The organism is Mycobacterium gordonae (assembly GCF_002101675.1).
Taxonomy (GTDB): Bacteria; Actinomycetota; Actinomycetes; order Mycobacteriales; family Mycobacteriaceae; genus Mycobacterium; species Mycobacterium gordonae.
Genome location: NZ_LQOY01000155.1, coordinates 143,777 through 167,348, shown reverse-complemented (window position 1 = coordinate 167,348; position 23,572 = coordinate 143,777). Strand labels below are relative to the sequence as shown.

At 66.7% G+C, this 23,572-nt stretch carries 29 protein-coding genes; 5 read left to right on the top strand and 24 right to left on the bottom strand.

Going from position 1 to position 23,572, the window contains the following annotated elements; translation table 11 throughout:
• Positions 1-56 precede the first annotated feature (56 nt).
• Positions 57-881, bottom strand: a complete 825-nt coding sequence (locus AWC08_RS22645) for a DUF4436 domain-containing protein (protein ID WP_232007768.1) — start codon at positions 879-881, stop codon at positions 57-59.
• A gap of 16 nt (positions 882-897) precedes the next feature.
• On the opposite strand from AWC08_RS22645, the gene AWC08_RS38470 reads away from it, so the two are divergent.
• Positions 898-1,035, top strand: a complete 138-nt coding sequence (locus AWC08_RS38470) for a hypothetical protein (RefSeq protein ID WP_232007767.1) — start codon at positions 898-900, stop codon at positions 1,033-1,035.
• Between the two features lie 64 nt (positions 1,036-1,099).
• On the opposite strand, the gene AWC08_RS22640 is transcribed toward AWC08_RS38470, so the two are convergent.
• The 4 genes from AWC08_RS22640 to AWC08_RS22625 all read right to left on the bottom strand — a co-directional run bounded on the left by AWC08_RS22640 (position 1,100) and on the right by AWC08_RS22625 (position 6,360).
• The gene (locus AWC08_RS22640) at positions 1,100-1,999 is read right to left on the bottom strand and encodes a formylglycine-generating enzyme family protein (protein WP_069433028.1); all 900 of its coding nucleotides are present in this window, start codon (positions 1,997-1,999) and stop codon (positions 1,100-1,102) included.
• Between the two features lie 4 nt (positions 2,000-2,003).
• Complete coding sequence (locus AWC08_RS38465; protein ID WP_232007766.1) at positions 2,004-2,672, bottom strand: hypothetical protein; 669 nt, start codon at positions 2,670-2,672, stop codon at positions 2,004-2,006.
• Positions 2,665-5,022 (bottom strand): arylsulfatase, encoded by a 2,358-nt coding sequence (locus AWC08_RS22630; RefSeq protein ID WP_085088181.1) that lies wholly within the window; start codon positions 5,020-5,022, stop codon positions 2,665-2,667. Before AWC08_RS22630 ends, AWC08_RS38465 begins: the two co-directional genes overlap by 8 nt.
• Before the next feature lie 99 nt (positions 5,023-5,121).
• Complete coding sequence (locus AWC08_RS22625; RefSeq protein ID WP_069433026.1) at positions 5,122-6,360, bottom strand: cytochrome P450; 1,239 nt, start codon at positions 6,358-6,360, stop codon at positions 5,122-5,124.
• A 56-nt stretch (positions 6,361-6,416) separates the two neighbouring features.
• Here AWC08_RS22625 and AWC08_RS22620 point away from each other — a divergent pair, with 56 nt between their 5' ends.
• Complete coding sequence (locus tag AWC08_RS22620) at positions 6,417-7,100, top strand: class I SAM-dependent methyltransferase (RefSeq protein WP_065137384.1); 684 nt, start codon at positions 6,417-6,419, stop codon at positions 7,098-7,100.
• Between the two features lie 313 nt (positions 7,101-7,413).
• On the opposite strand, the gene rpsQ is transcribed toward AWC08_RS22620, so the two are convergent.
• From rpsQ to rpsJ, 11 genes are read right to left on the bottom strand one after another with little or no spacing between them, the layout of a single operon-like run.
• Positions 7,414-7,749 (bottom strand): 30S ribosomal protein S17, encoded by a 336-nt coding sequence (gene rpsQ / locus AWC08_RS22615; protein WP_065137385.1) that lies wholly within the window; start codon positions 7,747-7,749, stop codon positions 7,414-7,416.
• The gene (gene rpmC, locus AWC08_RS22610; protein ID WP_065137386.1) at positions 7,749-7,991 is read right to left on the bottom strand and encodes a 50S ribosomal protein L29; all 243 of its coding nucleotides are present in this window, start codon (positions 7,989-7,991) and stop codon (positions 7,749-7,751) included. The genes rpsQ and rpmC overlap by 1 nt, the downstream gene beginning before the upstream one ends.
• Complete coding sequence (gene rplP, locus AWC08_RS22605) at positions 7,991-8,407, bottom strand: 50S ribosomal protein L16 (protein ID WP_055576361.1); 417 nt, start codon at positions 8,405-8,407, stop codon at positions 7,991-7,993. Before rplP ends, rpmC begins: the two co-directional genes overlap by 1 nt.
• Before the next feature lie 3 nt (positions 8,408-8,410).
• Positions 8,411-9,238 carry a 30S ribosomal protein S3 gene (rpsC, locus tag AWC08_RS22600; protein ID WP_065137387.1) on the bottom strand — a complete coding sequence of 276 codons (828 nt, stop codon included), beginning with the start codon at positions 9,236-9,238 and terminating at the stop codon, positions 8,411-8,413.
• Complete coding sequence (rplV, locus tag AWC08_RS22595; RefSeq protein ID WP_065137388.1) at positions 9,238-9,768, bottom strand: 50S ribosomal protein L22; 531 nt, start codon at positions 9,766-9,768, stop codon at positions 9,238-9,240. Before rplV ends, rpsC begins: the two co-directional genes overlap by 1 nt.
• Positions 9,765-10,046, bottom strand: a complete 282-nt coding sequence (gene rpsS, locus AWC08_RS22590) for a 30S ribosomal protein S19 (protein ID WP_011739061.1) — start codon at positions 10,044-10,046, stop codon at positions 9,765-9,767. Before rpsS ends, rplV begins: the two co-directional genes overlap by 4 nt.
• 12 nt (positions 10,047-10,058) lie before the next feature.
• Positions 10,059-10,901 (bottom strand): 50S ribosomal protein L2, encoded by an 843-nt coding sequence (gene rplB, locus AWC08_RS22585; RefSeq protein WP_065137389.1) that lies wholly within the window; start codon positions 10,899-10,901, stop codon positions 10,059-10,061.
• 33 nt (positions 10,902-10,934) lie between these two features.
• A complete protein-coding gene (gene rplW, locus AWC08_RS22580; protein ID WP_065137390.1) occupies positions 10,935-11,237 on the bottom strand; it encodes a 50S ribosomal protein L23 in 303 nt (100 codons plus the stop codon).
• The gene (rplD, locus tag AWC08_RS22575) at positions 11,237-11,902 is read right to left on the bottom strand and encodes a 50S ribosomal protein L4 (RefSeq protein ID WP_065137391.1); all 666 of its coding nucleotides are present in this window, start codon (positions 11,900-11,902) and stop codon (positions 11,237-11,239) included. The genes rplW and rplD overlap by 1 nt, the downstream gene beginning before the upstream one ends.
• Complete coding sequence (gene rplC / locus AWC08_RS22570) at positions 11,902-12,555, bottom strand: 50S ribosomal protein L3 (RefSeq protein WP_065137392.1); 654 nt, start codon at positions 12,553-12,555, stop codon at positions 11,902-11,904. The genes rplD and rplC overlap by 1 nt, the downstream gene beginning before the upstream one ends.
• A gap of 14 nt (positions 12,556-12,569) precedes the next feature.
• Positions 12,570-12,875, bottom strand: a complete 306-nt coding sequence (gene rpsJ, locus AWC08_RS22565) for a 30S ribosomal protein S10 (RefSeq protein WP_003873519.1) — start codon at positions 12,873-12,875, stop codon at positions 12,570-12,572.
• Between the two features lie 425 nt (positions 12,876-13,300).
• Between rpsJ and AWC08_RS22555 the strand changes: the two genes are divergently transcribed.
• Complete coding sequence (locus AWC08_RS22555; RefSeq protein WP_142283730.1) at positions 13,301-13,702, top strand: hypothetical protein; 402 nt, start codon at positions 13,301-13,303, stop codon at positions 13,700-13,702.
• A 53-nt stretch (positions 13,703-13,755) separates the two neighbouring features.
• Here the strand turns inward: AWC08_RS22555 and AWC08_RS22550 are convergent, their stop codons facing one another.
• A complete protein-coding gene (locus tag AWC08_RS22550; protein WP_082986785.1) occupies positions 13,756-14,418 on the bottom strand; it encodes a TetR/AcrR family transcriptional regulator in 663 nt (220 codons plus the stop codon).
• A 90-nt stretch (positions 14,419-14,508) separates the two neighbouring features.
• On the opposite strand from AWC08_RS22550, the gene AWC08_RS22545 reads away from it, so the two are divergent.
• On the top strand, positions 14,509-16,098 hold the full coding sequence (locus tag AWC08_RS22545) for an MFS transporter (protein ID WP_069433024.1): 1,590 nt from the start codon (positions 14,509-14,511) through the stop codon (positions 16,096-16,098).
• A 101-nt stretch (positions 16,099-16,199) separates the two neighbouring features.
• Positions 16,200-16,901 (top strand): PE family protein, encoded by a 702-nt coding sequence (locus AWC08_RS39155; protein WP_069433023.1) that lies wholly within the window; start codon positions 16,200-16,202, stop codon positions 16,899-16,901.
• A 13-nt stretch (positions 16,902-16,914) separates the two neighbouring features.
• On the opposite strand, the gene mftG is transcribed toward AWC08_RS39155, so the two are convergent.
• The 7 genes from mftG to mftA all read right to left on the bottom strand — a co-directional run bounded on the left by mftG (position 16,915) and on the right by mftA (position 23,487).
• On the bottom strand, positions 16,915-18,348 hold the full coding sequence (gene mftG / locus AWC08_RS22535) for a mycofactocin dehydrogenase MftG (protein ID WP_069433022.1): 1,434 nt from the start codon (positions 18,346-18,348) through the stop codon (positions 16,915-16,917).
• Positions 18,349-18,356: 8 nt separating this feature from the next.
• Positions 18,357-19,787, bottom strand: a complete 1,431-nt coding sequence (mftF, locus tag AWC08_RS22530) for a mycofactocin biosynthesis glycosyltransferase MftF (protein ID WP_065137398.1) — start codon at positions 19,785-19,787, stop codon at positions 18,357-18,359.
• A complete protein-coding gene (gene mftE, locus AWC08_RS22525) occupies positions 19,784-20,512 on the bottom strand; it encodes a mycofactocin biosynthesis peptidyl-dipeptidase MftE (protein WP_069433021.1) in 729 nt (242 codons plus the stop codon). Before mftE ends, mftF begins: the two co-directional genes overlap by 4 nt.
• Positions 20,513-20,733: 221 nt before the next feature.
• Positions 20,734-21,909, bottom strand: a complete 1,176-nt coding sequence (gene mftD / locus AWC08_RS22520; protein WP_069433020.1) for a pre-mycofactocin synthase MftD — start codon at positions 21,907-21,909, stop codon at positions 20,734-20,736.
• 2 nt (positions 21,910-21,911) lie between these two features.
• Positions 21,912-23,093 (bottom strand): mycofactocin radical SAM maturase, encoded by a 1,182-nt coding sequence (mftC, locus tag AWC08_RS22515; RefSeq protein ID WP_069433019.1) that lies wholly within the window; start codon positions 23,091-23,093, stop codon positions 21,912-21,914.
• Positions 23,090-23,413: a mycofactocin biosynthesis chaperone MftB gene (mftB, locus tag AWC08_RS22510; protein WP_069433018.1), complete on the bottom strand. Its 324-nt coding sequence runs from the start codon at positions 23,411-23,413 to the stop codon at positions 23,090-23,092. Before mftB ends, mftC begins: the two co-directional genes overlap by 4 nt.
• Positions 23,398-23,487, bottom strand: a complete 90-nt coding sequence (gene mftA / locus AWC08_RS22505) for a mycofactocin precursor MftA (protein ID WP_036352637.1) — start codon at positions 23,485-23,487, stop codon at positions 23,398-23,400. Before mftA ends, mftB begins: the two co-directional genes overlap by 16 nt.
• Positions 23,488-23,572 lie beyond the last annotated feature (85 nt).

Genomic DNA, 23,572 nt, shown 5'->3' with positions numbered 1-23,572 from the left:
CTACCCGGACACCGAAGCCGAGTGAGCGGAACATAGTGGCGAGCATCAGACCGGGTTCAGTCCGACTGTTTTCGGTACGCCATGATGAACAGGGTCATCGCGACGATCAGTGCCAGCAGCACCCACAGCGTGATCGCCTGGTCGACCCAGGACCCTTCGGGCGGCTTGCCGGGGAAGATGTTGCGCAGCGGAACCACCGCGAACAGCATGGCGGCGAACCAGGATACGAACGGCGGCAAGAACTTCTTCTTGCCCAACGCCATTGGGATGGACACCCACAGCGCCAGAGCGGGCAGCGCGATGAGCACCAGGACGATGCCGAGGTCGAAGATCAGCGTGCTCTTGGATCGGTGCAAGGTGATGATGGCGTCGTCTGGCCGGGGCGAACTCTGGGTCGACTCACCGACGCGCCTGACGGTGGCGTCCCAGCCTCCGACCTCTCCGATCACCTCGACACGGGCGTCCTCCACCGTCCGGTTCTCGCCGGTTCCGGCGAACACCTGGGCCTGGATGGTGCCGGTGGTGTAAGAATCGAAGGGCCAGTTGGCGGGATCGCCCTGCGCGTCGAGATAGGTGGTCTGTTGTGCGGGTGACTTGCCCACCGGGTACTGCAGATCCCCCAGGTCATTCTCTGGGTACATCCGCACGGTGAGGTCTTGAGTCAGCGTGTGGAATCTCTTGTCGAACTTCGAATCCTCAGGAATGACAAGCACACTCACCTTGAGGCGGTTGTTGACCGTGTCCAGTTCCTCGATCTTCACCTGCACCACGGTGTCTTCGGTGGTGCCCAGGTCGGCTTCCGGCAGCCCCTCAGCCGAGGTGGCCAGCAGGTGCACACCGACCAGCGAGAGCACGTAGACCACGACCACGGCGAGGATCACGCCGAGGTCGATCAGGATGCGCCTGCCCCGTGACGACGATTTCGATGGCGGCGGCGATGAGGGAGCCGAAGGGGCGGGCGGTGGTGCCGGAGGTGCGGGCGGCGGGGCCTGGTGGCTCATCGGTCGCGGCCTTTCGGTGACAGCACGGGCGTAATGAGGCGAAACTTGTCACACATTAACCGCCGACAACGCGCAGAGCGACTGATACACGAATTTATTTAGCGTGGCTCCGAATCGATTACGCAACGGAACCCGATATGAGTGGTCGCGGTGTCCTGCGATTGCGGCGAGCGCGCCGCGGGTCGGTAGCGGTGGCAGTACTCCGGGGCGCACAGGTGCGATCCGCCCTTGAGGGTCTGGCTGACCGTCGGGTCCGCCGGACCGGTCGGCGTGCAGCAGGCCTTGGGCGGCTGGGTGATTCGGTGGTGTGCGCTGAACTCCGTCGTGGTCCACTCCCAGACGTTGCCGATCATGTCGAGCAGGCCGAAGCCGTTGGGCGGGAACGACCCGACCGGCGAGGTGCCGATCCAGCCCAGCGCGCCGTCATTGCGATACGGGAACCGGCCCTGCCACGTGTTGGCCATCAGCCGGCCGCCGGGTTTCTCTTCCTCGCCCCAGGAGTAGGTCCCCGTCGCCCCGGCGCGGGCGGCGTATTCCCATTCGGCCTCGGTGGGCAGGCGCCGCCCGGCCCAGCGGGCATAGGCCGCGGCGTCGGGATAGGCCACCTGCACCACGGGGTGCTGGGCCCGGTCGGCTGCGTCGGCCAGGTCGCTGGCGGTCCCGAACGGCCGGCGCCAGCTGGCCTCGGGCGCCCAGTCCCACCACTGCCGCCAGTCGCGCAGATCGACCGGGCCCGCCGTCGGCCGAAACACCATCGCCCCCGGAACCAGGTCGGCGGGGTTGGCGCCGGGATACTGCGCCGGATCAAGTGGCTGCTCGGCCACCGTCACATAGCCTGTGGCGGCTACGAATTCAGCGAATTGCGCGTTGGTCACCGGGTGTCGCTCCACCGCGAAGGGGGCGACGGTCACGGTATGGATCGGTGCTTCTTCCGGATAGAAGCTCGTCGAACCCATGCGGAACGACCCGCCGGGCAGTTCCACCAGCTCCGTCAACACCGCTTCAGGGTATGACGACGGCGAAATCCTGTGTCAATGCGGATCTCGCCTCCTTGAAGCCGGGGGTGCCGGAATTCGCTTGCACGTGAATGGTCACCAGGTATTGCTTGGTGTTGGTCCAGATGTGGGTGATCCGATCGGCGAAGTCGATGCCGCCGGACGGCCCCTGCAGGGTACCGGCAAGTTGCTGGCTGCTGTAGCCACAGAACGGTGAGCCCATAACAGAGAACTTCAGTCGGGGCAGCGCGCCCCCGACAGTTGCGGTGTGCCGCAGGAACGCGCTCTCGGGCGTCAGGTCGGTCGCCGCGATGGTCACCGTCGCGGCCAGGGTGTCCGGACCGTTGGACGTCAACGCCGTGTCGCCGGCGCCCGGAGCCGATGTCCACCCACGCGGCACCGTGATGGTGATCCGCGGGGCTTGCGGGTCGGCCACCGCGGCGGGAATCGGTTCGCCGTCACCTGCGGGCGTTACCAGACAGGACAGCGCGTTCGGCGGAAGGCGGTCCGGGTGCGTGGGCGCGATGCCGGGGACCGGCTCGGCGGGATCCGGGTGCGGCGCGGCGGACCCTCCGGTATGCGAATCGCAGCCGGCCAGGGCACCCACCAGGCAGACCAGGCCGATGAGGCGGACCAGGCCGACCAGGCGGGATTCTTTCGCGGTCACCTCAGTCACGCGAAAAGGCAAGCGCAAGAGCCTTTTCCACGTCTTCATAAGGTCGGCCGGAGAGGTCCATGGTGACCTGGGCGACGGAAGCGCCGGTGAGCACGAACGGCGCCTTGTACTTGCTCGACACCGCCGAACCGCCGTTGCGGCCTACCGTGATACCGGCGCCGGCCAGCCCGAAGGTACCCGGGTGGGTCACCACGTCGGGCAACGTCCCGACGGGGTGCTCGTCGAAGTACAGCGTCACGTTGCCGATCGGGGTATGGCTGTTCGGGACGGTCCCGGTGCGTTCGTAGCGGACCCCGAACAGGTGCCGTCCCAACGGAATCGGGCCGTTGGACTGGATCTGCTGCTGGCGTTCACCGAGGAAGTTGTAGACGTATTGCAGACGTCCGTCCTGCATGAACAGTACGTGCCCGCCGTGCGCTCCGCCCTGCTTGTAGAGCACCCCTTCGGCACCGGTGGTCTCCACCGTCACGTCGGCCAGCACGGCGAAGGAGCGGCCGCGGATCTCCGCCGCGGCGCCGATCCCGACGTCGGCGCAGTCGGGGTAGTACACATAACTGTCGCGCTCGCCCACCAGATAGGGCCGCGAGCGCATCATCGTCTCCATGATGTTCAGGTCCGACAGCGGCAGCCCGTTGTACTTCTCGGCCTCGGAGTACCACAGCGCCTTGAGCTCCTCGAGTTTGTCCGGGTACTCGGCGGCCAGGTCGTGGCACTGGCTGCGGTCGGCCTCGATGTGGAACAACTCCCAGCGGTCGGCATCGAAGTGCGACCAACCGGCGGGAGTGGCGGCGTGCACAGTGTTGGCGAACCATCCCTCATGCCAGATCCCACGGGTGCCCAGCATGGTGTAGAACTGCGTCGTCTTGCCCGTGTCGGCGCCCGAATCCTCGAGAGCGGCCTTGAAACTAACGCCGTCCAGCGGCTTCTGTGCGATGCCCTTGACAGTGTCCGGCGGCGTCATGCCCAGCAGGTCGTAGATGGTCGGGGTGATGTCGCTGACGTTGACGTAGTTGTCCCGGATCTCACCGTGCGAGGCAATACCGTTGGGCCAGGAGATGATTGCCGTGTCGGCGATACCGCCTTCGTGCGAGGCGTAACGCTTGAAAAGCTTGTAGGGCGTGTTGAACGCCATCGCCCACCCGATCGGGTAGTGGTTGTAGGTCTGCGGACCACCGAGCTGATCGAAGAGCTTCATACTCTCCTCGACGGTGTCGATGTAGCCGTTGAAGAATTTGCCCTCGTTGACCGAGCCGTTCGGCCCGCCCTCGCCGCTGGCTCCGTTGTCGGAGATCACCACGATGATGGTGTTGTCCAGCTGACCGGATTCTTCCAGGTAGTCCAGGATCCGGCCGATTTGGGCGTCGGTGTAACTCAGGAAGCCGGCGAACACCTCGGCCATCCGGCTGAACAGTTTCTTCTCTTCGGCGTTCAGTGAATCCCAAGGCCGCACCGTGTCCTGCAGCGGCCACGGCTCGCCGTTGGGTCCTTTGACGCCGAGGTAGGGGTTGATCGGCGACAACTCGGTGTCCTGGGGCACGATTCCCATCGCCTTCTGCTTCTCCAGCGTGATCTCACGGTACTTCTCGTAGCCCATGTCGAACACGCCGTCGTACTTGTCCGCCCATTCTTTGAATACGTGGTGCGGCGCGTGACCGGCGCCCGGGCAGACGTAGCTGAACCACGGCTTGCCGGGCGCGATCACCTTGGCGTCACGGATGAACTGAATGGTCTTGTCGGCAAGGTCCTTTGACAGGTGGTAGCCGTCCTCGGGCGTGGCAGGGGGGGTCACCGGGTGGTTGTCGTAGACCAGGTCCGGGTACCACTGGTCGGTCTCCCCGCCCATGAACCCGTAGAAGCGCTCGAAGCCGCGCGACGTCGGCCAGTGCCGCTTGGTGGCGGCCATGCTCGACTCTTCCAGCGGCGTCAGGTGCCACTTGCCCACGCAGTAGGTGTTGTAACCGCGCTCGTTGAGCACCTCGGAGAGCAACGCGGTGTCGGCGGGGATGCGCCCGTTGCAGTTGGGGAAGCCGTCGGTGAACTCTTCGATGGTCGCCATGCCGACGGTGGTGGCGTTGCGGCCGGTCAGCAGCGACGCCCGGGTCGGGGAACACAGCGCGGTGGTGTGGAACTGCGAGAGCCGCACGCCGCGTTCGGCGATCCGCGTCATGGCCGGCATCTCGACCAGGCCGCCGAAGCAGTCCCAGGTCGCGATTCCGGTGTCGTCCCATACCAGGTACAGGATGTTGGGCGAGTTCTCCGGAGCAGTGGGCGCCGCGTACGGACCCCAATCCGGTTCCGAATCGCGAATATCCAGTTCGATCTTTCCGTTGAACTGCGTCGACCCCGTCATATGCCGCCAGCCTCACCGTTGAATTGACCACCCGAACGTCCGTGGACATTACACGCGCCAGGTAGAAAACTGCTGAGATTTCACAGCGCCGGCCGGCTGTCAGCTCAGCCGGACGACCAGGCTGCGAAGTCCGTTGCGCCGGTTGCTGCCGGCCCAGTGCGCCGGTCCCGTGACTTCGACCTGCTCGAAGCGTGACAGCAGTTCCTCGAAGAACACCCGCAGTTCCAGCCGGGCCAGATTGGCACCCAAGCAGTAGTGCACACCATGCCCGAAACCTAGATGCGGGTTGGGCTTTCGGGTGATGTCGAACTCGTCGGCGCGGTCGAACACACTAGGGTCGCGGTTGGCGGAGCCCTCCCACACCACCACCTTCTGGCCCGCGCCGATGCGCCGGCCGGCCAGGGTGACCTCGCGGGTGGCGGTACGCCGCTTGGACGGCGACGGCGTCGTCCAGCGCACCAGTTCCTCGATCGCCGTCGGCAACAGGCTCGCATCGCCGCGTAACCGCCGCCACTGGTCGGGGTGCTCGGCGAAGGCGAGCAGCCCCACTGAGGTGACGTTGCGGGTGGTGTCGCTGCCGGCGCTGAACAGCTGGTTGAAGAACAGATACACCTCGTCGTCGGACAGCAGCGGCGCGCCGTCCACGGTGGCATTGGCGACGACGGACAGCATGTCGTCAGCGGGCTCGGCACGTTTGCGGGCAATGAGTTCGCGGCCGTAGTCGCCCCGGCGGGCGTCGGCGTTCTCGCCCATCACCCGCGCCACATAGTCTTTTCGAGAGCCGCGAAAATCCAGCACCTCTTCGAGTTCGGCCAGCAGCCAGTGCCGGTCGGACTCGGGCACCCCCAACAGAATGCAGATCATCTGCATCGGTAGCTCCGGGGCGATCTCGAGCGCGAAGTCGAACGGCACACCCGGTTCGATCTGATCGAGTAAGCGACGCGCACGTCGGCGCAGGTCGTCCTCGACCCGGCCGATCATCCGGGGCCCGAGGCCCGAGCTGACCAGCCGCCGGATATCGGCGTGCCGGGGATCATCCATCATGTTGATCACCCGGCCGGCCACCGGCATGTCCTGCAGCAGAGTGCCACCAAAGGGTCGCCTGCCCCCCGTCTCCGAAGAGAAGGTGGCGCAATCACGCAGCACCGCACTGGTTTCGGCATAAGTCGCTACCGACCAGAATCCTTCACCATCGGGCGTGTGCCGGGTCGGCTCGTGCCAGAACACCGGAGCGTCGCGGCGGTGCGCCTCGAACACGTCGTAGGGGAACCCGTCGGCGAAGTTGCCCGGATCGGTGAGATCGACACCGAGCGGACCAGTCGCGGGGTAGGTTCTCATGAGCTCCCTTGGATCAGGGGTCGAAAGCATACCGCCCATCCGGGAGGACGTCATCGATGGCTGACGACGCACCACCGGGCGCCTTCGCCGACGACGGGACCGGGGTGGAGATCTACCGCCGGCTGCCGTCCCTGGGCGAGATCGAATACATCCAAGCGCAACTGGCGCCGGGGAGTTCCGTGCTCGACCTGGGCGCCGGGACCGGCCGGATCGCCGATCCCCTTGCGGCACTGGGTCATCGGGTCACCGCCGTGGACGACTCACCGGAGATGCTGGCTTACGTCCGCGCGGCACGAACGGTCCGGGCCCGCATCGAGGGCTTGCGCCTGGCCGAGCGGTTCGACGCCGTGTTGGTGATCGGCAACATGATCAACTACCCGGGCATCGAGCAACGCCGGGCGGTGTTGGCCACCGTCGCACATCATCTGGCGCCGGGTGGGCAGGCCATCTTGCAGTGGGCCCCGCCGTCATTGCTCGCGGCCCGTCCGGCCGGCTGGTCGAAGTCTCTGACGCTGGGCGATGTGACGACGACCTTGACGATCCACTCCAACAGCGACGGCATCAGCATCGGCGAGTTCTCCCTGGCGATCGACGGCCGCGTGTGGCGCCAGTCGCTGACTGCCGAGGAGATACCTGCGCAGGCAATTCGTGACGAGCTGCTGCGGGCGGGACTGGCTCTGCAGACAACTGACCCCGACACCACCCGATGGCTGCATGCCCGGCGGCGTCAGGGTCAGTGACGGTATGGCTCGACTCGACTACTCGCAGATGTCGCCGGCGCTGTAGATGGGCATGGAGTAAACGGTCTCGCTCTCGCAGAACAGCATCTCGTGGGACACGACTTCTCTTTCTTCTCGGCGTTTGAATCACGTACCGAAAAACTAACAACGCGATTCGCCGAGCGGTGTCCTCCGACCGGCCGGGGTGTGGTGATATCCGTTGTCCCCTAGCCGGTGGACACGGGTCTGGCAAGGACTCCCCTGCCCGCGCGAAGAGACGCGAAAGCCCCCGTTTCGCCTACGAAACGGGGGCTTTCGCGTCTGCTCGCCCGAGCTACTTGGCCTTCTCGAGGATTTCGACGAGGCGCCAGCGCTTGGTCGCCGACAGCGGCCGGGTCTCCATCAGCGAGACGCGGTCGCCGATGCCGGCGATGCTGTTCTCGTCGTGGGCCTTGACCTTCTTGGTCGTCCGAATGATCTTGCCGTACAACGGGTGCCGCACGCGGTCTTCGAGCTCCACGACAATCGTCTTCTGCATCTTGTCGCTCACCACGTAGCCGATGCGGGTCTTACGACGACCGCGCGGCTTGGGATTGGCCGGAGTGTGCTTGGGGCCCTTCTCCTTTGCGGGAGCTTCCGCTTTGGGGGCCGCTTTCTTCGCCTCTGCCATCACGATTCCTTACCGTCGGACCCGTCGGGCCCACTAGCCAGACCCAGTTCTCGTTCGCGCAGCACCGTGTAGACGCGCGCGATCTCCTGCCGCACCGTGCGCAGCCGGCGGTTGTTGCTGAGCTGACCGGTAGCCATTTGGAAGCGCAGGTTGAACAGCTCTTCCTTGGACTCGCGGACCCGCTCCTGCAGCTCCTCGTCGGTGAGCTCGCGCAGTTCGCCAGGGGAAATTCCCACTGCCATCAGAACTGCTCCTCTCGGGTAACGATGCGTGCCTTGATCGGCAGCTTGTGGATGGCTCGGGTGAGCGCCGCGCGGGCGATCTGCTCGTTCGGGTAGCTCAGCTCGAACAGCACGCGTCCGGGCTTGACGTTCACGACCCACCATTCCGGTGAACCCTTACCGGAACCCATCCGGGTCTCGGCGGGCTTCTTGGTCAGGGGGCGGTCCGGGAAGATGTTGATCCACACCTTGCCGCCACGCTTGATGTGCCGGTTGATGGCGATACGAGCGGACTCGATCTGCCGGTTGGTGACGTAGGCGTGCTCGAGCGCCTGGATCCCGTAGTCGCCGAAGTTCACCGCGGTGCCGCCACTGGCGATACCGCGCTGGCGCGGGTGGTGTTGCTTGCGGTGTTTAACCTTGCGGGGAATCAACATGATTCAGCTCTCCGTGCTCTGCGCTTCTACTGCCGGCGCTGCTGCTTCGGGGGCGGTCTCGTCGCCGCCGGCGGCACGGCCGGCGTCAGTGCCGGTCGCCGTGGTGCCCGAGGCGCCGCTGCGGCGCGGACGGGTGCCCGAAGGCCGCTCGCGACGCGGGCGGTCGGCACCGGCCGGTGCGGCGGCAGCCAGTTCGCGCTTGCCGCCGACGATGTCGCCCTTGTAAATCCAGACCTTCACGCCGATGCGGCCGAAGGTGGTCTTGGCCTCGTACAGGCCATAGTCGATGTCCGCCCGCAGCGTGTGCAGCGGAACCCGGCCTTCGCGGTAGAACTCCGAGCGGCTCATCTCGGCGCCACCCAGACGGCCCGAGCACTGCACCCGGATGCCTTTGACGTTGGGCTGGCGCATGGCCGACTGGATGGCCTTGCGCATCGCCCGGCGGAACGCCACGCGGTTGCTCAGCTGCTCCGCGACGCCCTGGGCCACCAATTGCGCTTGGGACTCGGGGTTTTTCACCTCGAGGATGTTCAGCTGCACCTGCTTTTTGGTGAGCTTCTCCAAGTCGGCGCGGATGCGGTCGGCCTCGGTGCCCCGCCGGCCGATGACGATGCCCGGCCGCGCTGTGTGGATGTCGACCCGGACCCGGTCGCGGGTCCGCTCGATCTCCACATCAGCGATGCCCGCACGCTCCAGGCCCGAGGACAGCAGCCGCCGGATGGCGACGTCCTCCTTGACGTACTCGGAGTACTGCTTGTCGGCGTACCAGCGTGACTTCCAGTCGGTGGTGATACCCAGGCGGAAGCCGTGCGGATTGATCTTCTGGCCCACTAGTCTGAGCCTCCCTTCGCTTCAGAAGCCTCAGACGTCTTCGCGGGTGCCTTCTTGGCGGGCGCTTTGGTGGCCGCCTTCTTGGCAGGCGCCTTCTTCGCGGGCGCCTTCGCGGCGGCCTTGCTGCCCTCGGCGCGACGGGTCCGCGAGGACTTCGAGGAGCGCTCGTCCTTGCTGGGCCTGCTCTCCACGATCACCGTGATGTGGCTGGTGCGCCGCCGGATGCGGAACGCGCGGCCCTGCGCACGCGGACGGATCCGCTTGGCGGTCGGGCCCTCGTCGGCGTAGACGGTGGCCACCACCAGAGTGTTCGGGTCCAGGCCGTTGTTGTTCTGCGCATTGGCGGCGGCACTGGCGATCACCTTGGCCACCGGTTCGCTGGCCGCCTGCGGCGCCCAGCGCAGGATGTCGAGTGCGTCGGTCACCGACCGGCCACGCACCAGATCGATGACCCGACGCGCTTTGGTGGGCGACACCCGCACGAACCGCGCCTTGGCGGTCGCCGACGGATATTCGGTGGTAGTACTCATCGCCGCTTACTCTTCCGGTCGTCCTTGATGTGTCCCTTGAAGGTGCGGGTGGGCGCGAACTCCCCCAGCTTGTGACCCACCATCGATTCGGTGACGAACACCGGCACGTGCTTGCGGCCGTCGTGCACCGCAAACGTGTGGCCGATGAAGTCGGGAATGATGGTCGACCGTCGCGACCAGGTCTTGATGACCTGCTTGGTGTTCTTCTCGTTCTGCACGTCGACCTTCTTGAGCAGATGGTCGTCGACGAACGGGCCCTTCTTGAGGCTGCGTGGCATGGTTGGTTACTCCTACCGGCCGTGCTTCTTGCCGGTGCGCCGGCGTCGGACAATGAGCTTGTTGCTGGCTTTGTTCGGGTTGCGGGTACGGCCCTCCGGCTTGCCCCACGGGCTGACCGGGTGGCGACCACCGGAGGTCTTACCCTCACCACCGCCGTGCGGGTGGTCGACCGGGTTCATCACCACACCACGGACGGAGGGGCGCTTGCCCTTCCACCGCATACGGCCGGCCTTGCCCCAGTTGATGTTCGCCTGCTCGGCGTTACCCACCTCACCGACCGTGGCGCGGCAGCGGACGTCGACGCGGCGGATCTCCCCGCTGGGCATGCGCAACGAGGCGTAGGTTGCTTCTTTGCCGAGCAACTGAATGCTCGAGCCGGCCGAGCGGGCCAGCTTGGCGCCACCACCGGGCCGCAGCTCCACGGCGTGCACCAGGGTGCCGGCCGGGATGTTTCGCAACGGCAGGTTGTTGCCGGGCTTGATGTCGGCGTTGGCACCCGACTCCACGATGTCGCCCTGCGAAAGTCCGTTCGGCGCAATGATGTAGCGCTTCTCGCCGTCCAGGAAATGCAGGAGTGCGATCCGTGCGGTGCGGTTCGGGTCGTACTCGATGTGCGCAACTTTGGCGTTGACGCCGTCCTTGTCGTTGCGACGGAAGTCGATAACCCGGTAGGCGCGCTTGTGGCCACCGCCCTGGTGGCGGGTGGTGATCCGGCCGTGTGCGTTACGCCCACCCTTGCTGTGCAGGGGGCGCACCAGTGACTTCTCCGGAGTGGATCGGGTGATCTCGGAGAAATCCGACACGCTGGCGCCACGACGACCGGGGGTCGTCGGCTTGTATTTGCGAATTGCCATGTCTGATCAGGTCTCTCTCTCGCGCGCGCCGGGCTAGGCCGGGGCTCCGAACAAGTCGATCGGCTTGCTGCCCGGTGCCAGGGTGACGATGGCGCGCTTGGTGCTCTTGCGCGTGCCGTAACCGGACCGGGTGCGCTTGCGCTTGCCCTGCCGATTCGCGGTATTCACCGATGCGACCTTGACGGCGAAGATCTTCTCGATCGCGATCTTGATCTGCGTCTTGTTCGAGTCGGGGTGCACCACGAAGGTGTACACGTTGTCGTCGAGCAGCCCGTAGGACTTCTCGGAGATGACCGGCGCCAGAATGATGTCGCGGGGGTCAGCGATGGTCGCCATCAGGCCGAAACCTCCTCGGAAGAAGATGCCGGGTTGGCTGTATTAGCTGAGATATAGGCGTTCAAGGCCTCCACGCTGAACACCACGTCGTCGGCGTGCAGCACGTCATAGGTGTTGAGCTGGTCTGGCGGCAGGATGTGCACACCCGGCAGGTTGCGCACACTCTTCACACCGGCCTCGTCGCTGCGGCCGACGACCACCAGGACCTGCTTGCGGTCGGTCAGCGTGGCCAGAAATGCCTTGGCGCTCTTGGTGGAAGGAGTCTGCCCTTCCACCAGCTCGGTGACCGCGTGAATACGTCCGTTGCGGGCCCGGTCGGACAGTGCCCCGCGCAAAGCGGCAGCGATCATCTTCTTGGGCGTGCGCTGGCTGTAGTCGCGGGGCTTGGGGCCGTGCACCACGCCACCGCCGGTGAACTGCGGAGCACGCGTCGACCCCTGCCGGGCGCGGCCAGTCCCCTTTTGACGGTAGGGCTTGCGGCCACCGCCGCTGACGTCGCCGCGGGTCTTCGTCGAGTGCGTGCCCTGACGCGCCGCGGCGCGTTGCGCGGTGACCACCTGGTGCATCAGCGCGATGTTGGCCGGTGCGTCGAACAACGCGGCGGGCAGCTCGATGGAGCCGTCGACCTTGCCGGCGGGCGTCTTCACGTCAATCTTGAGAGCCATTACTTCTCACCTCGTTTGATCGCGCTGCGGACCACGACGAGTCCGCCGGTGCGGCCGGGGACCGCTCCCTTGATCAACAGCACGCCGTTGGCGGCGTCCACCTTGTGCACCACCAGGTTCTGCACGGTCACCCGGTCGTTACCCATCCGGCCGGCCATCCGGGTGCCCTTGAAAACCCTTGCCGGAGTGGAACATCCACCGATGGAACCCGGGCGCCGGTGCACCGCCTGGGCGCCGTGGCTGGCGCCCTGCCCACGGAATCCGTGCCGCTTCATCGTCCCGGCGAAGCCCTTGCCCTTGGACGTGCCGGTGACGTCGACGTAGGCGCCGTCGGCGAAGATCTCCGCCGTCAGCTCCTGGCCGACCTCGTACTCGGCCGCCGCTTCCGCGTCGTCCAGCCGCAACTCGGCCAGGTGCCGGCGCGGGTTGACTCCCGCGGCCGCATACTGGCCGGTGACCGGCTTGTTGACCTTGCGTGGGCTGATTTCGCCGTAAGCCAGTTGCACGGCGCTGTATCCGTCACGCTCCGGGGTACGGACGCGGGTCACCACGTTCGGCCCGGCTTTGACGACAGTCACCGGCACGACTCTGTTGTTCTCGTCGAATACCTGCGTCATGCCCAGCTTGGTACCCAGAATGCCTTTTCTCGCCATTGCTGCCCAAGCTCCTACTGGATGTTGACGTCGACACTGGCCGGAAGATCGATGCGCATCAGCGCGTCAACGGTCTTCGGCGTCGGGTCGAGGATGTCGATGAGCCGCTTGTGTGTCCGCATCTCGAAGTGCTCCCGCGAGTCCTTGTACTTATGCGGAGAGCGGATGACGCAGTACACGTTTTTTTCCGTCGGCAGCGGCACCGGTCCTACGACGCTGGCTCCGGTACGGACGACGGTCTCGACGATCTTGCGCGCCGAGGCGTCAATAGCCTCATGGTCGTAGGCCTTGAGCCTGATGCGGATCTTTTGTCCCGCCACGCTTCTCCTACCTCTTCTCCCACATGTGAGCCCGTAAAAGGACTCGGTGCCCCCGGACGCGTGGATCGACCTCCCCGAGGAGGGCCGCTCTAGCGTTGCGCCGGATACTGCGCCGCTGTTTACCTGTCGTGGTTCAACCGCTCCCCGCGCTCGGGTGTGTCACCCGCACGCAGCCTCGTAGGCGGCCGAAATAGTCGCGCTCCAAGGTGGGGACCGGACGCGCCCATGGTGGGCGCTGGTCGTATGCCCGGCCAGGGGTGAACCTGGCGCAAGGCAACCTGAACAGTATGCCTCAGATCACCGCGACGGCCAAATCTCAGGTCATTGCTGCAACCGGCCCACCGAGGCACGCCTCCCCATAACTATCACCGCAGGTCGCGCGTACGCTGCGATCCGGTGGCCGGGACCCGCGGAAGGAGTTGCGCATGCCGGTATTCGGGCCGAGCCCGGGGGAACCTGACCCCGCGCAACCGATGATCGACTGGATCAACGGCGCGCCGCCGGGCGAGCTGGCGGCGGAACTCATGTCGGCCTTCGATCCTGACCTTCGGGCGCCCTCGGGTCAGGCCTCCCCGCTGGCGCTGTCCGACTTCACCGATTGGATGTTTCGCGGTTTTCCCGCGCGGACGGGTTTCATCCTGCCGGCCAGGCCGGTGCAGGAGTCGACACTGGAGGCCATCCAGCTCTTGGAGCACTCCGAGCTGGTCTATGCGCGGTGGGTGCACGACAACGAAAGCAGATGGAACGCCACCCGATTGGGCCTGGCGACCCTCGCCGAGGGAAAGGCGGCGGTCCGGCAACGGATCAAGGACCGAACCGGTCTCTGAGAATTCAGCGAGCCAGCCAGGTGCGGACGGCTCGATCGGGCCCGGGACCGGACTCAAGCACCTGCCGATTCGATGTTCGGGTTGACGCCGGGGGCACGGCGGCACTGCACCTCGAGGAAGCCGTCCACGGCGGCGCGCGCCGTCTCTCGATAATCGAAGTCCGGCAGCGTGCTGAGCCGGCCGAGGACCAATGGGCCGATTAGCAGCGCGATGGCGCTGGATCGGTCCACCTCCCCCAACTCGGCGGCCTGCGGGCCGTCGAACAGCGCGTCGAAAGGCGCCGCGTACTGCTGGGCGATGCGCTCGCGCAGGCTGGTAATCGCGCTCTGCGCGGCCAGCTGGTCTGCGGGCTCGGGTAGCTCCTGAAGGTCGGGACCCAGCGCCAGCCAAGCCATTGCGGTCAGCACGGCAGGTGCTTCGGCGATGGACTCGGCTTGAGCCAGGACCAGCGCCAACAACCGGTCGCGCAACGGCCCGTCGGCCGGCGGCATCGGCGCCGGCGGTATGAGACTGCTGAAAGTGGCTGCCAGCAAATCGTTTCCGCTCGGGAAATGGCGATACAGGGTGGCTCTGGCGACGTTCGCGGCCCGGGTGACCGCGTCAACGGTCACGGCGCTGGGACCCCCCGTGCGCAGCAGCGAGGCCGCGGCCTCCAGCAAACGGGCCCGCGAGCGTGCCGGACGGGGATCCCGGTAACTCCCGTCGGTGATTGTGATGCACCTCCCTGTTTGGAAACGAGATTAACGGTCTACCTACGAGACCATTAGTCTCGGTCACTACTTCGCCACCGAGAGGGGGCGCCACACATGGTTCAAACCCTAGTCCGGCCCGGAGAGCGCGGGAACGAAGCGGGCCAAAGCACCCGGGCCCAGCGCTGGACGCTGACCGTCGCCTGCCTCGGAGTATCGCTGGTGGTCGCGTCGATGACGGCCTTGAACACCGCATTGGGTGACATCGCCGTCGCCACGTCCGCCACCCAGACGCAGCTGACGTGGATTGTCGACGGCTACACCCTGGCGCTGGCCTGCCTGCTGTTGCCCGCCGGTGCCGTCGGTGACCGCTACGGCCGCCGGGGCGCGCTGCTGGCCGGCCTGACCATCTTCTCGGTGGCATCCATCGCGCCGGCCCTGTTGCACTCCCCGACGCAGATCATCGCGGGACGCGCGCTGGCCGGTGTCGGCGCCGCGTTCGTCATGCCCGCCACGCTGTCGCTGCTGACCGTGGCGTATCCGAAAGAGCAGCGCCTCAAGGCGGTTGGCATCTGGGCCGGCACCGCGGGATCCGGCGGCGTGATCGGCATGCTGGGTTCTGGCCTGCTGCTTCGCTTTTGGGACTGGCACGCCATCTTCTGGTCGCTGGGTGCGGCCGGCCTGGTGATCTTCGCGCTGGCGTGCACCGTTTCGCCGTCGCGCGACAACGAGGCCCCGCGCGTCGACTGGTGGGGCGCGGTGTTGATCGGCGCGGCCATAGCGATCGGAGTGTTCGCGATCCTGCAGGCACCGACGCGCGGCTGGGACGACAGCCAGGTGTGGGGCGGGCTGATCCTCGGGACGGTCATCGCCGCGGTCTTCGGGATAGTCGAATATCGCAAACGGCAGCCACTACTGGACGTGCGCTTGTTCTCCGATCCCAGTTTCGCGACGGGGGTGGCGACCATCGTGATCCTGTTCGGCGGAACGTTCGGCTTCTTCTTTCTCGCCATGCAGTACGTCCAGCAGATCATGGGCTACTCGCCGCTGATGACCGCGGTGGCTCTGGGTCCGTTCATGGTGCCGTTGGGCATCTGCTCGGCACTGTCCTGGTGGTACGTCCCGAAGCTGGGCCTGCGCCTGGTGCTGTTCTTGGGCACCGTGATGATGGCGGTGGGCTTCCTGTGCATGGTCGTGCTCGACTTGCACTCGTCCTACCTCAACTTCGCCTGGCCCACGCTGATCCTCAGCACGGGCATCGGATTCTGCACGGCGCCCACGACCTCGGCGATCATGGCAGCCGTTCCGGACGAGAAGCAGGGCGTGGCGTCCGCCGTCAACGACACGGCGCGCGAGTTGGGCGGGGCCCTGGGGATCGCCGTGGCGGGCTCGATCCTGGCCGGGAGCTACAGTGACCAGCTCCGGCCGAGGCTGACAGCGTTCCCCGAGCCGGTCCGCGGGCCCGCCTCCGACTCGCTGGCCAAGGCCGTCGAAATCTCGGAAAAGCTTGGCCCACAGGGTGATCGATTGGCGACCCTGAGCCAGACGGCCTTCCTGCACGCCATGCATGCGTCGACGATCGCGATGGCGGTGATCGTCGCTGTGGCCGCGCTGCTGATCGGGTTCTGGGCCCCCGGGCGGGATGGGCGCCAGTTGCGCCTGGCCCGCCGCATCCGGGGTGGCCGCGCCCGAGTCCGATCGCATTGAGCCAAAAAGCCGCGGGCGTCGCTTGGCGCGGCTACTATTCAATAGGGGGAGAAGGTTCGTAACGGGCGTCGGACACGATCCATGTTTGGCTGGGGGGCCGCATGTCGTATGTAATCGCTGCGCCGGAGTACGTGGCCGCGGCAGCAACGGATTTGGCGAACATCGGATCGGCGATCAGCGACGCTAACACCGCAGCCGTCATTCCGACGACCGGCGCATTCCTGCCGGCGGGCACTGACGCGGTGTCAACGGAGCTGGCAGCGCTGTTCGGCGCCCATGCCGAGGCTTTCCAGGCGCTCAGCGCCCAGGCCGCGGCGTTCCACGACCAGTTCGTGCAATTGATGAACCTCGGCTCTCAGTCCTATGCCGTAACCGAGGCGGCGAACGTGTCGAACGTCCAGACCGGTGTCGTGAGCGTGCCGCAACAAACCCTGGGACCCGGGAGCATCAGCGAGGGTTCGCACGCGGCCCCGGCGGCGGCCGCGATGGCGCCACAGACGATGGCTCTGGGTGCGGCGGCAGCCGGACCGGCGGGCTCGGCCATCGCGCCGGCAGCGGCGCCGGTCGGGCCGGTCGGGTCGGCGATCGCCGCCGGAGCGGTGCGGCCGGTCGGGTCAGTGACTCGTCAACCGGTTTCCGCACCGCCGGCCAGCTCCGCGGAGCCCGCCGAAATCGAGGAGACGGCCGCGGTGTCGGCGCTACCCGCGCCGCTGGCGGCGCGAGCGGTACCGGCCGCGGCCATCGCCGGTGCCCCGACAGCCCGCATCCAGGCCGCCGGCGAAGCGACGCCGGCAGCGAGCTGATTTACCGGCCGTGTCACTGCACGAATTCGGCCGCCCGGTGTCCCGCCATCACGATGGTGGCGTGCGGCCCACGGCTAGGTACCACCGGCAGGATGGATCCGTCTATCACCCAGAGGTTTTCGACACCGAGAACGCGACACCTGGCGTCCACCACCGCATTCGGGTCGCCGTCCACACCCATAGGGGCGCTGCCGCACAGGTGCTGTGACGTCGACCAGACCGCTGGACCCGTTGTGGTGCCGCAGAATTCACGGGCCAGTTCGCTGCCCGCACGCAGGGCCGCGACGTCGGCCGACTCGCCGTCGTAGTGATGGTCGATTCGGAGTGCGGTGTCCGGATCCGCGGATACCAGCGTCATGCGGCCCCGGGAACGTGGCCGCATGAGGGCCACGCCCAGGTGCGGCCAATCACTGTGTCCAGCAGTACCGTCGCCGGTCATAGCCACGAAACCGCCTGTGTAGGGCCGGATTTCGATGCCGTCGGAAGTGCTGAGCACCACCTCCAACACCGGACGGTCCGCAGCCACCTTCCAGCTGGCCGGCATCACCCACTCCGGGTGATCGCTGCATCGCAGCCCAACGGGCAGTGCCGCAACAACTTCCACGCCGGCGGAGCGGAGCATCGCGGGTTCGCCTATGCCAGAAAGCATCAACAGATGGGCCGACCGAATTGCGCCGGAACACAGGATGACTCGACTCGCCGTCAACTCGACCGGGCCGTCCGGCCCTACCGCCTGCACGCCCACCGCGGTAGCGCCGCGCAAACGCAGCCGCACCGCCCGGGTCCGGGCCAGCAGCCGCAGATTGGGGCGCCGCAGCGCAGGGAGCAGGAAGGCGGCCCCGGAACCGGTACGGACGCCGTCGACGATATTGAGCGGCACCGCGCCTATCCCCGCTGGCAATTCGGGCCCGACATCGTTGAGGTCGGTGATCCAGCCGAATCCCGCCCGCGTGCTGGCGGCGACGAAGGCCTCCGAGACGCCGGTCAGATCGCGCGTGCGGCGCACCGGGATCGGGCCGGCGCCCCCGTGTGCGGGGGTGGCGAAGTCCAGATCCGTCTCGATGGCCCGGAAGTGGGTCAGCACGTCAGCCCAAGCCCAGCCCGGTATCGCCATGCGCTCGAAGTCGCCGGGCAATCCACGGCAGAAGTAACCGCCGTTGACCGCGCCGGACCCGCCGACCGTGGTGCCACGCACCAACGGCACCTGCCGGGGCGGGTGGTCGGTGAGCGTGGCCAGATAACGCTCGGCCAAGGGGCTGCCGGCGCCGATCGGCAGTTGCAGCCCATTGCGGGTGCGCGCCAGCAGCTGGGCGTCGGCGAGTCCGGGGCCTGCCTCCAGTACCGTCACGGTACGGCCCTGGTCGGCGGAAACGCGTTCGGCAACAACCGAACCGGCACTTCCGGCGCCGACGATCAGCACATCGCTGTGCCCGGCGGCTGCAGACAAGGCGGCCGTTACGTCCGGATCTGCGGCTTGAGTGCGCCGATATTGCGCTCGCGCACCACTCCGTACCACAGGCCGATCCCGTAGGCCAGGTCGTCGATGCGCTTGAGTAGCAGGAAGGTCAGCAAGCCGATCGGTTCGGCGTCCTGTCCGACGGCGTCCCTGCGACGCAACCAGTCCGCGACACCGTCGACGATCGCCGCTACCAGGACGACGTGCCGGCAGTGCCGCGACAGCAGCGCCGCCAGCAGGGCCACCGGCCAGTAGTGCCGGCAGAGCGCCGATGCCAGTTGGAGTGCCGCCGACCACAGCCCCCGGGTGGCGATCACGACCACATCCGACAGGGTGGTCTCGACGGCGGCGTCCGCGCCGCGCAGCGTTCTGGCGATGCGGCGGCCGGTGAGCACGGCGATGACGATCGAGGCGAACTGGGCAAGACCGGTTCCGAGCGACATGAGAATCCAGGCCGTCAGCGCCCAGCCGGAAATCACTACGGGCGCGGTCTTGTCGGGGTGCCGCACCGACAACGGAGCCGCCGAACCCCCATAGAAAGCTTTGCGCGCTAGCCAGTCCCGCAACTGGGTCCGGTGGTCGTGGGCGACCAGTGCGATCGGTTCATACCGCAACCGGGCGCCGGCTTCTACCAGGCGCCAGCACAGGTCGACGTCTTCGCCGGAGTGCATCGTCTCGTCGAACCCACCGACCTCCCGGATCGCCGAGGTGCGGCACACGATCGCGGCGCTGGGCACGTAGGACACCGCGCTGTGCGGCAGCACCGGGGCTTCCCGCAGGCCCAGATCCAGAGAGGAATGGACCGCTTCGTAGCGGGCTATCACGTTCTCATCTTGGCCCAGGCCGACGATGCGGGGCGCGACCAGCGCGACCGTCGGGTCGCAGAAGTGGCCGAGCAGGGCTTCGAGCCAACCGCGCTGTGGCGCCACGTCGGAATCCAGGAACGCGACGAAGTCGGTGGTGCAGGCCGCCAGCCCGGTGTTACGGGCTGCCGCCGGACCCTTGCTGCGGACGTGGTGCAACACCTCGATGTCGCAGTGCGCTCCGGCCAAATCTTCCAATTCGATGGGGGTGGAGGATCCGTCGTCGACCACGATGACACGCAACCCCCGCAGTGACGCCACCAGCCGTCGCACGCCAGTTATGTTGTCCCGCACCGGTATAACGACGGTGACGTCTCGATGGGACGGCCCGGTCGCGGGGCGTGGGTGAGCTACCGTGGCGTCCAGCAGGGTGCGAGCCAGTTGGGCACTGACCTCGTCGCGGACCTTGAGACGCCCGTCGCACAGCATGCTCTGGGCGGCGGGCGCCAACCGCAGCAGCCGGGTCGGCGAGCCCCCGAGCAGGGCCTTGCCGTCGCCGAGCACCCGCACCCGGCGGTCGACCTGCACGGCGAACCCGTCGGGCAGCCGGGTCACCGGTACGGTCACGTCAGCATCCCGTCGACTCCCGGCAGCCACCGGTCGATGCGCCGGACGCAGTCGTCGACCATCTCGCTGAAAATCCGTCTGCCCTCGGCCGCGGTAGCCGTGGTCGGGTCTCCCAGCACACCGGTGCGACTGACTGCCGCCACCCCGCCAAGTCGCATGGAGGGCAGCAACTCGCGCAGCGGAGCTTCGTTACCGGCGAGCATCCGGTCGGTGCGCACGGCGTCCGGCGAGATGTACAGCAGCACGGATGTTTCGGTGTGACCGGCATGCGCATCTGCACCGGCGCTGGCGCACGGGCTCCATCCGGCGTCGCGGCCCTCGGCACGCAGGCGGCCGATCGCGGCGTTCAACGCGCCGACGTTGCCGCCATGCCCGTTGACGAAGACCAGCCGCTGCGCCCAGCAGCTGGCTGACCGTCCGTACTCCACCAACAGCGTGGTCAATGCATCGACCCCGATGGAGATCGTCCCGTCGAAACTCTGGTGCTCGCCGCTGGCGCCGTACGCGATCGCGGGAGCCACGAGCCAGCGCAGCCGCTCACCGACGGCACGGGCGACCGCCGTGGCGACCCGAGTGTCGGTATCCAAAGGCAGGTGCGGACCATGTTGTTCGGTAGCCCCTAGCGGAATCAGTATTGACGGCGACGCGGATATTGAGAGTTGGCTCGACGTCGAATCCCCCAGTTCGCCGTGTACAGGCACCCGCCGATGGTAAGACGAATTCACCTGGCGTGCACCAATTGTTGCCCTATCTATCGAATTTTTTTTCCACGATGTTGATCGACGGGCGAAAACCCTGCTCGTGTGCCACGACTGCCACGCCAGTATCACATTCGGCGCGAATGACCATTCCTCCGCCGAGTACTCTGTGGTATCAGCGCGAAGCCGCCAATCGACCATTTCGTCAATCGGCCAGCCCCTGCGTGATTCGGCCAGTTGCCCAACGCTCAGCGGGCGCCCAAATCCCGGGTGAACCCGGGCGGCATCAAGATGTCGTCGGAGGTGAGGTCGTGGATGGAGGAATGCCCGAGACCCATCAGCGCCGAGTCGATGCCGCCGCGCATGATGTCGAGCACGTTCTCGACGCCGGGCTGGCCCGCGGCCGCCAGGCCCCATAGGTAGGCCCGCCCAATCATCACCGCACGCGCCCCCAGCGCCACGGCCTTCACCACGTCACTCCCCCGCCGGATGCCGCCGTCGAGCAGGACCTCGACCTGGTCGCCGACGGCCGTGGCCACGGCGGGCAGCGCACGGATCGACGCGGGCGTGCCGTCGAGGTTGTTGCCGCCGTGATTGGACACCGAGATCGCCGAAACACCAGCGTCCACCGCCCTTTTGGCGTCGTCGACACGCATCACACCTTTAAGCATGAACGGTCCGCCCCACAATTCCCGCAGCCAGGCGATGTCCTCCCAGGTGGGCGGGGGAGTTCCCATCCATTCGCCGTAGGCGGCGAAGAACGGCGGGCCGGGCTCGCCGCGGCGTCCCTGATTGGGCACTCGCAGGTCCGGCGGCCGCATCGTCTTGCCGAACTTCCACAGCCAGCGCGGCTTGGTGATCGCCTCCGGCGACAGCTTCAGGATGGTCTTCAGGTTCATCTCTTCGGGGATCTTCGGGCTCCCCCAGTCGCGGCCGTGCGAGAACGTCCAGTCGGTGGTGACGATCAACCCGGCCGCACCCGCCGCCCGCGCCCGCTCGGCACGTTCGGCGATCGCGTCTCGGCCGCCGAGCCAGTAGATCTGGAAGAACACCTTGGGATTGGCGGCGATGACCTCCTCGATCGGCTTGCTCGCGAACGAGGACAGTCCCATCGCGGTACCCCGGGCCGCCGCGGCGCGCGCCACGGCAACCTCGCCGTCGGGATCGACCGCCTGCACGCCGGTCGGCGAAATAAGCACCGGCATCGAAATATCCTGTCCCATAACAGTGGTCGACAGGTCGCGTTTCGCGCTGACGCCGATGACGTGCGGGGCGAATCCGAGTTCGCTGAATGCGGCGACATTGTCGGCCACCGTCACGCCTTTTTCACTGGCCGAAATAAGCGACGAATAGACCGATTTTGGCAGCCGCCGCTTAGCGCGTTGTTGGGCAATCGCGACAGTTTCAAACCATTGGTCTGCCATGGTTATACGGGACTTTCATTGCACAGCCGCGCCGGCGGTCTCATGGACAGGGTCAACGGCACCGGAGCGCTGATGCGCTTGCCGCGGGAGTGGTCGACGCGCGGTCTCGGTGTTTGGCGTTCGGACTCCAGCGCCGGGGCGCCGTGGCCTTGCACGCACTCCGGATCCGGGCCGTCCATCGGCAGGCCGGTGAAGAATTTCGCCGCCATGCAGCCGCCACGGCAGCTGTCGTAGTGCCCGCAGCTGCCACAGGCTCCCGCGGACTGCGGCTCGCGCAATTCGCGGAACAGAGGGGCGTTCTTCCAGACATTGTCGAATCCATCATCCGCCAGCACGTTTCCGGCCAGGAACCGGTCATGGATCGCGAACGGGCAGGCGTACACGTCGCCCACCGGGTCGATCAGGCACACGACCCGGCCTGCCCCGCACATGTTGAGACCGGCCAGCGCCCCGGCGGCCCCCAGCGGCGCCAGGTGGAAGAAGGAATCGCCGGTCAACACTCGCTCGCCCTTGGCCACCAGCCAGTCATACAGCTGCACCTGCTGGTCCGGCGTGGGATGCAGATCGTCCCAGACGTCGGCTCCGCGCCCCGACGGACGCAATCGGGTAATGCGCAGCGTCGCGCCGTAACGGCTTGCCAGCGCGGCGAATTCGTCGAGCTGATCCACGTTGTGCCGGGTCACCACGACCGAGATCTTCGCGTCTTTGAATCCCGCCGAGGCCAGGTTCTCCAGCGCCCGCACCGCCATGGCGAACGACCCGGGCCCACGAACGGCGTCGTTGACTTCGGCGGTGGCACCGTCCAGAGATATCTGGACGTCCACGTAGTCGCTGGCGGCTAACCGGGCGGCCACCTCGGGGGTGATGCGCACCCCGTTGGTGGAGAACTTCACCCCGACGTGGTGTTCGGTCGCGTAGTCCACCAACTCCCAGAAGTCGGGCCGCACGGTGGGTTCGCCACCGCCGATGTTCACATAAAACACCTGCATGCGTTCGAGCTCGTCGATGATGTCCTTGCATTGACGCGTGGACAGCTCACGCGGGTCGCGTTTGCCCGACGAGGACAGGCAGTGCACACAGGCCAGATTGCAGGCGTAGGTCAGCTCCCAGGTCAGGCAGATCGGTGCGTCGAGCCCGTGCTCGAACTGCTCGATCAGTGCGGGAACTCTGGCTGCGGTGCTCATTCGGCCTCCCTGGGTACCAGCATGGTGGAGCGGGCCAGCACATCGAGCGCGTGCAGGTAAGGGCCCTGGTCTGGGTCGTCGACGCCGGCGGCCCGGCATGCGGACCGCACGTCGGGGTGTTCGGCCAGTGACTGCACCACGGTCACAATGGTGCGGTTCTTCAGGAATGACAGTTTGCGGGTGCCGAAGTGATACAGCAGCGCCCCAAAGGGTTCCGGCCGGATCGCCACCTGCGGATGCAGCCGCCAGCCCTTGTCCGGGTCGAACTGCATACTCTCGGAGGCCGGCGCGGGCGCGGCCACCGTCAGTAGACCCCGCACATGCCGTCGATCGAAACCTCTTCCACCAGCGTCTCGGTGACGAGTTCGGTCTCGGTCTGGTTTTCGTTGTCCATGGCGTTGCCTTTCGTGGAAGGGATTCGACAATGATGGGTGGTGCTGGTCACACTCTGACGATTGTGGTCAGAATATGGCATCGAG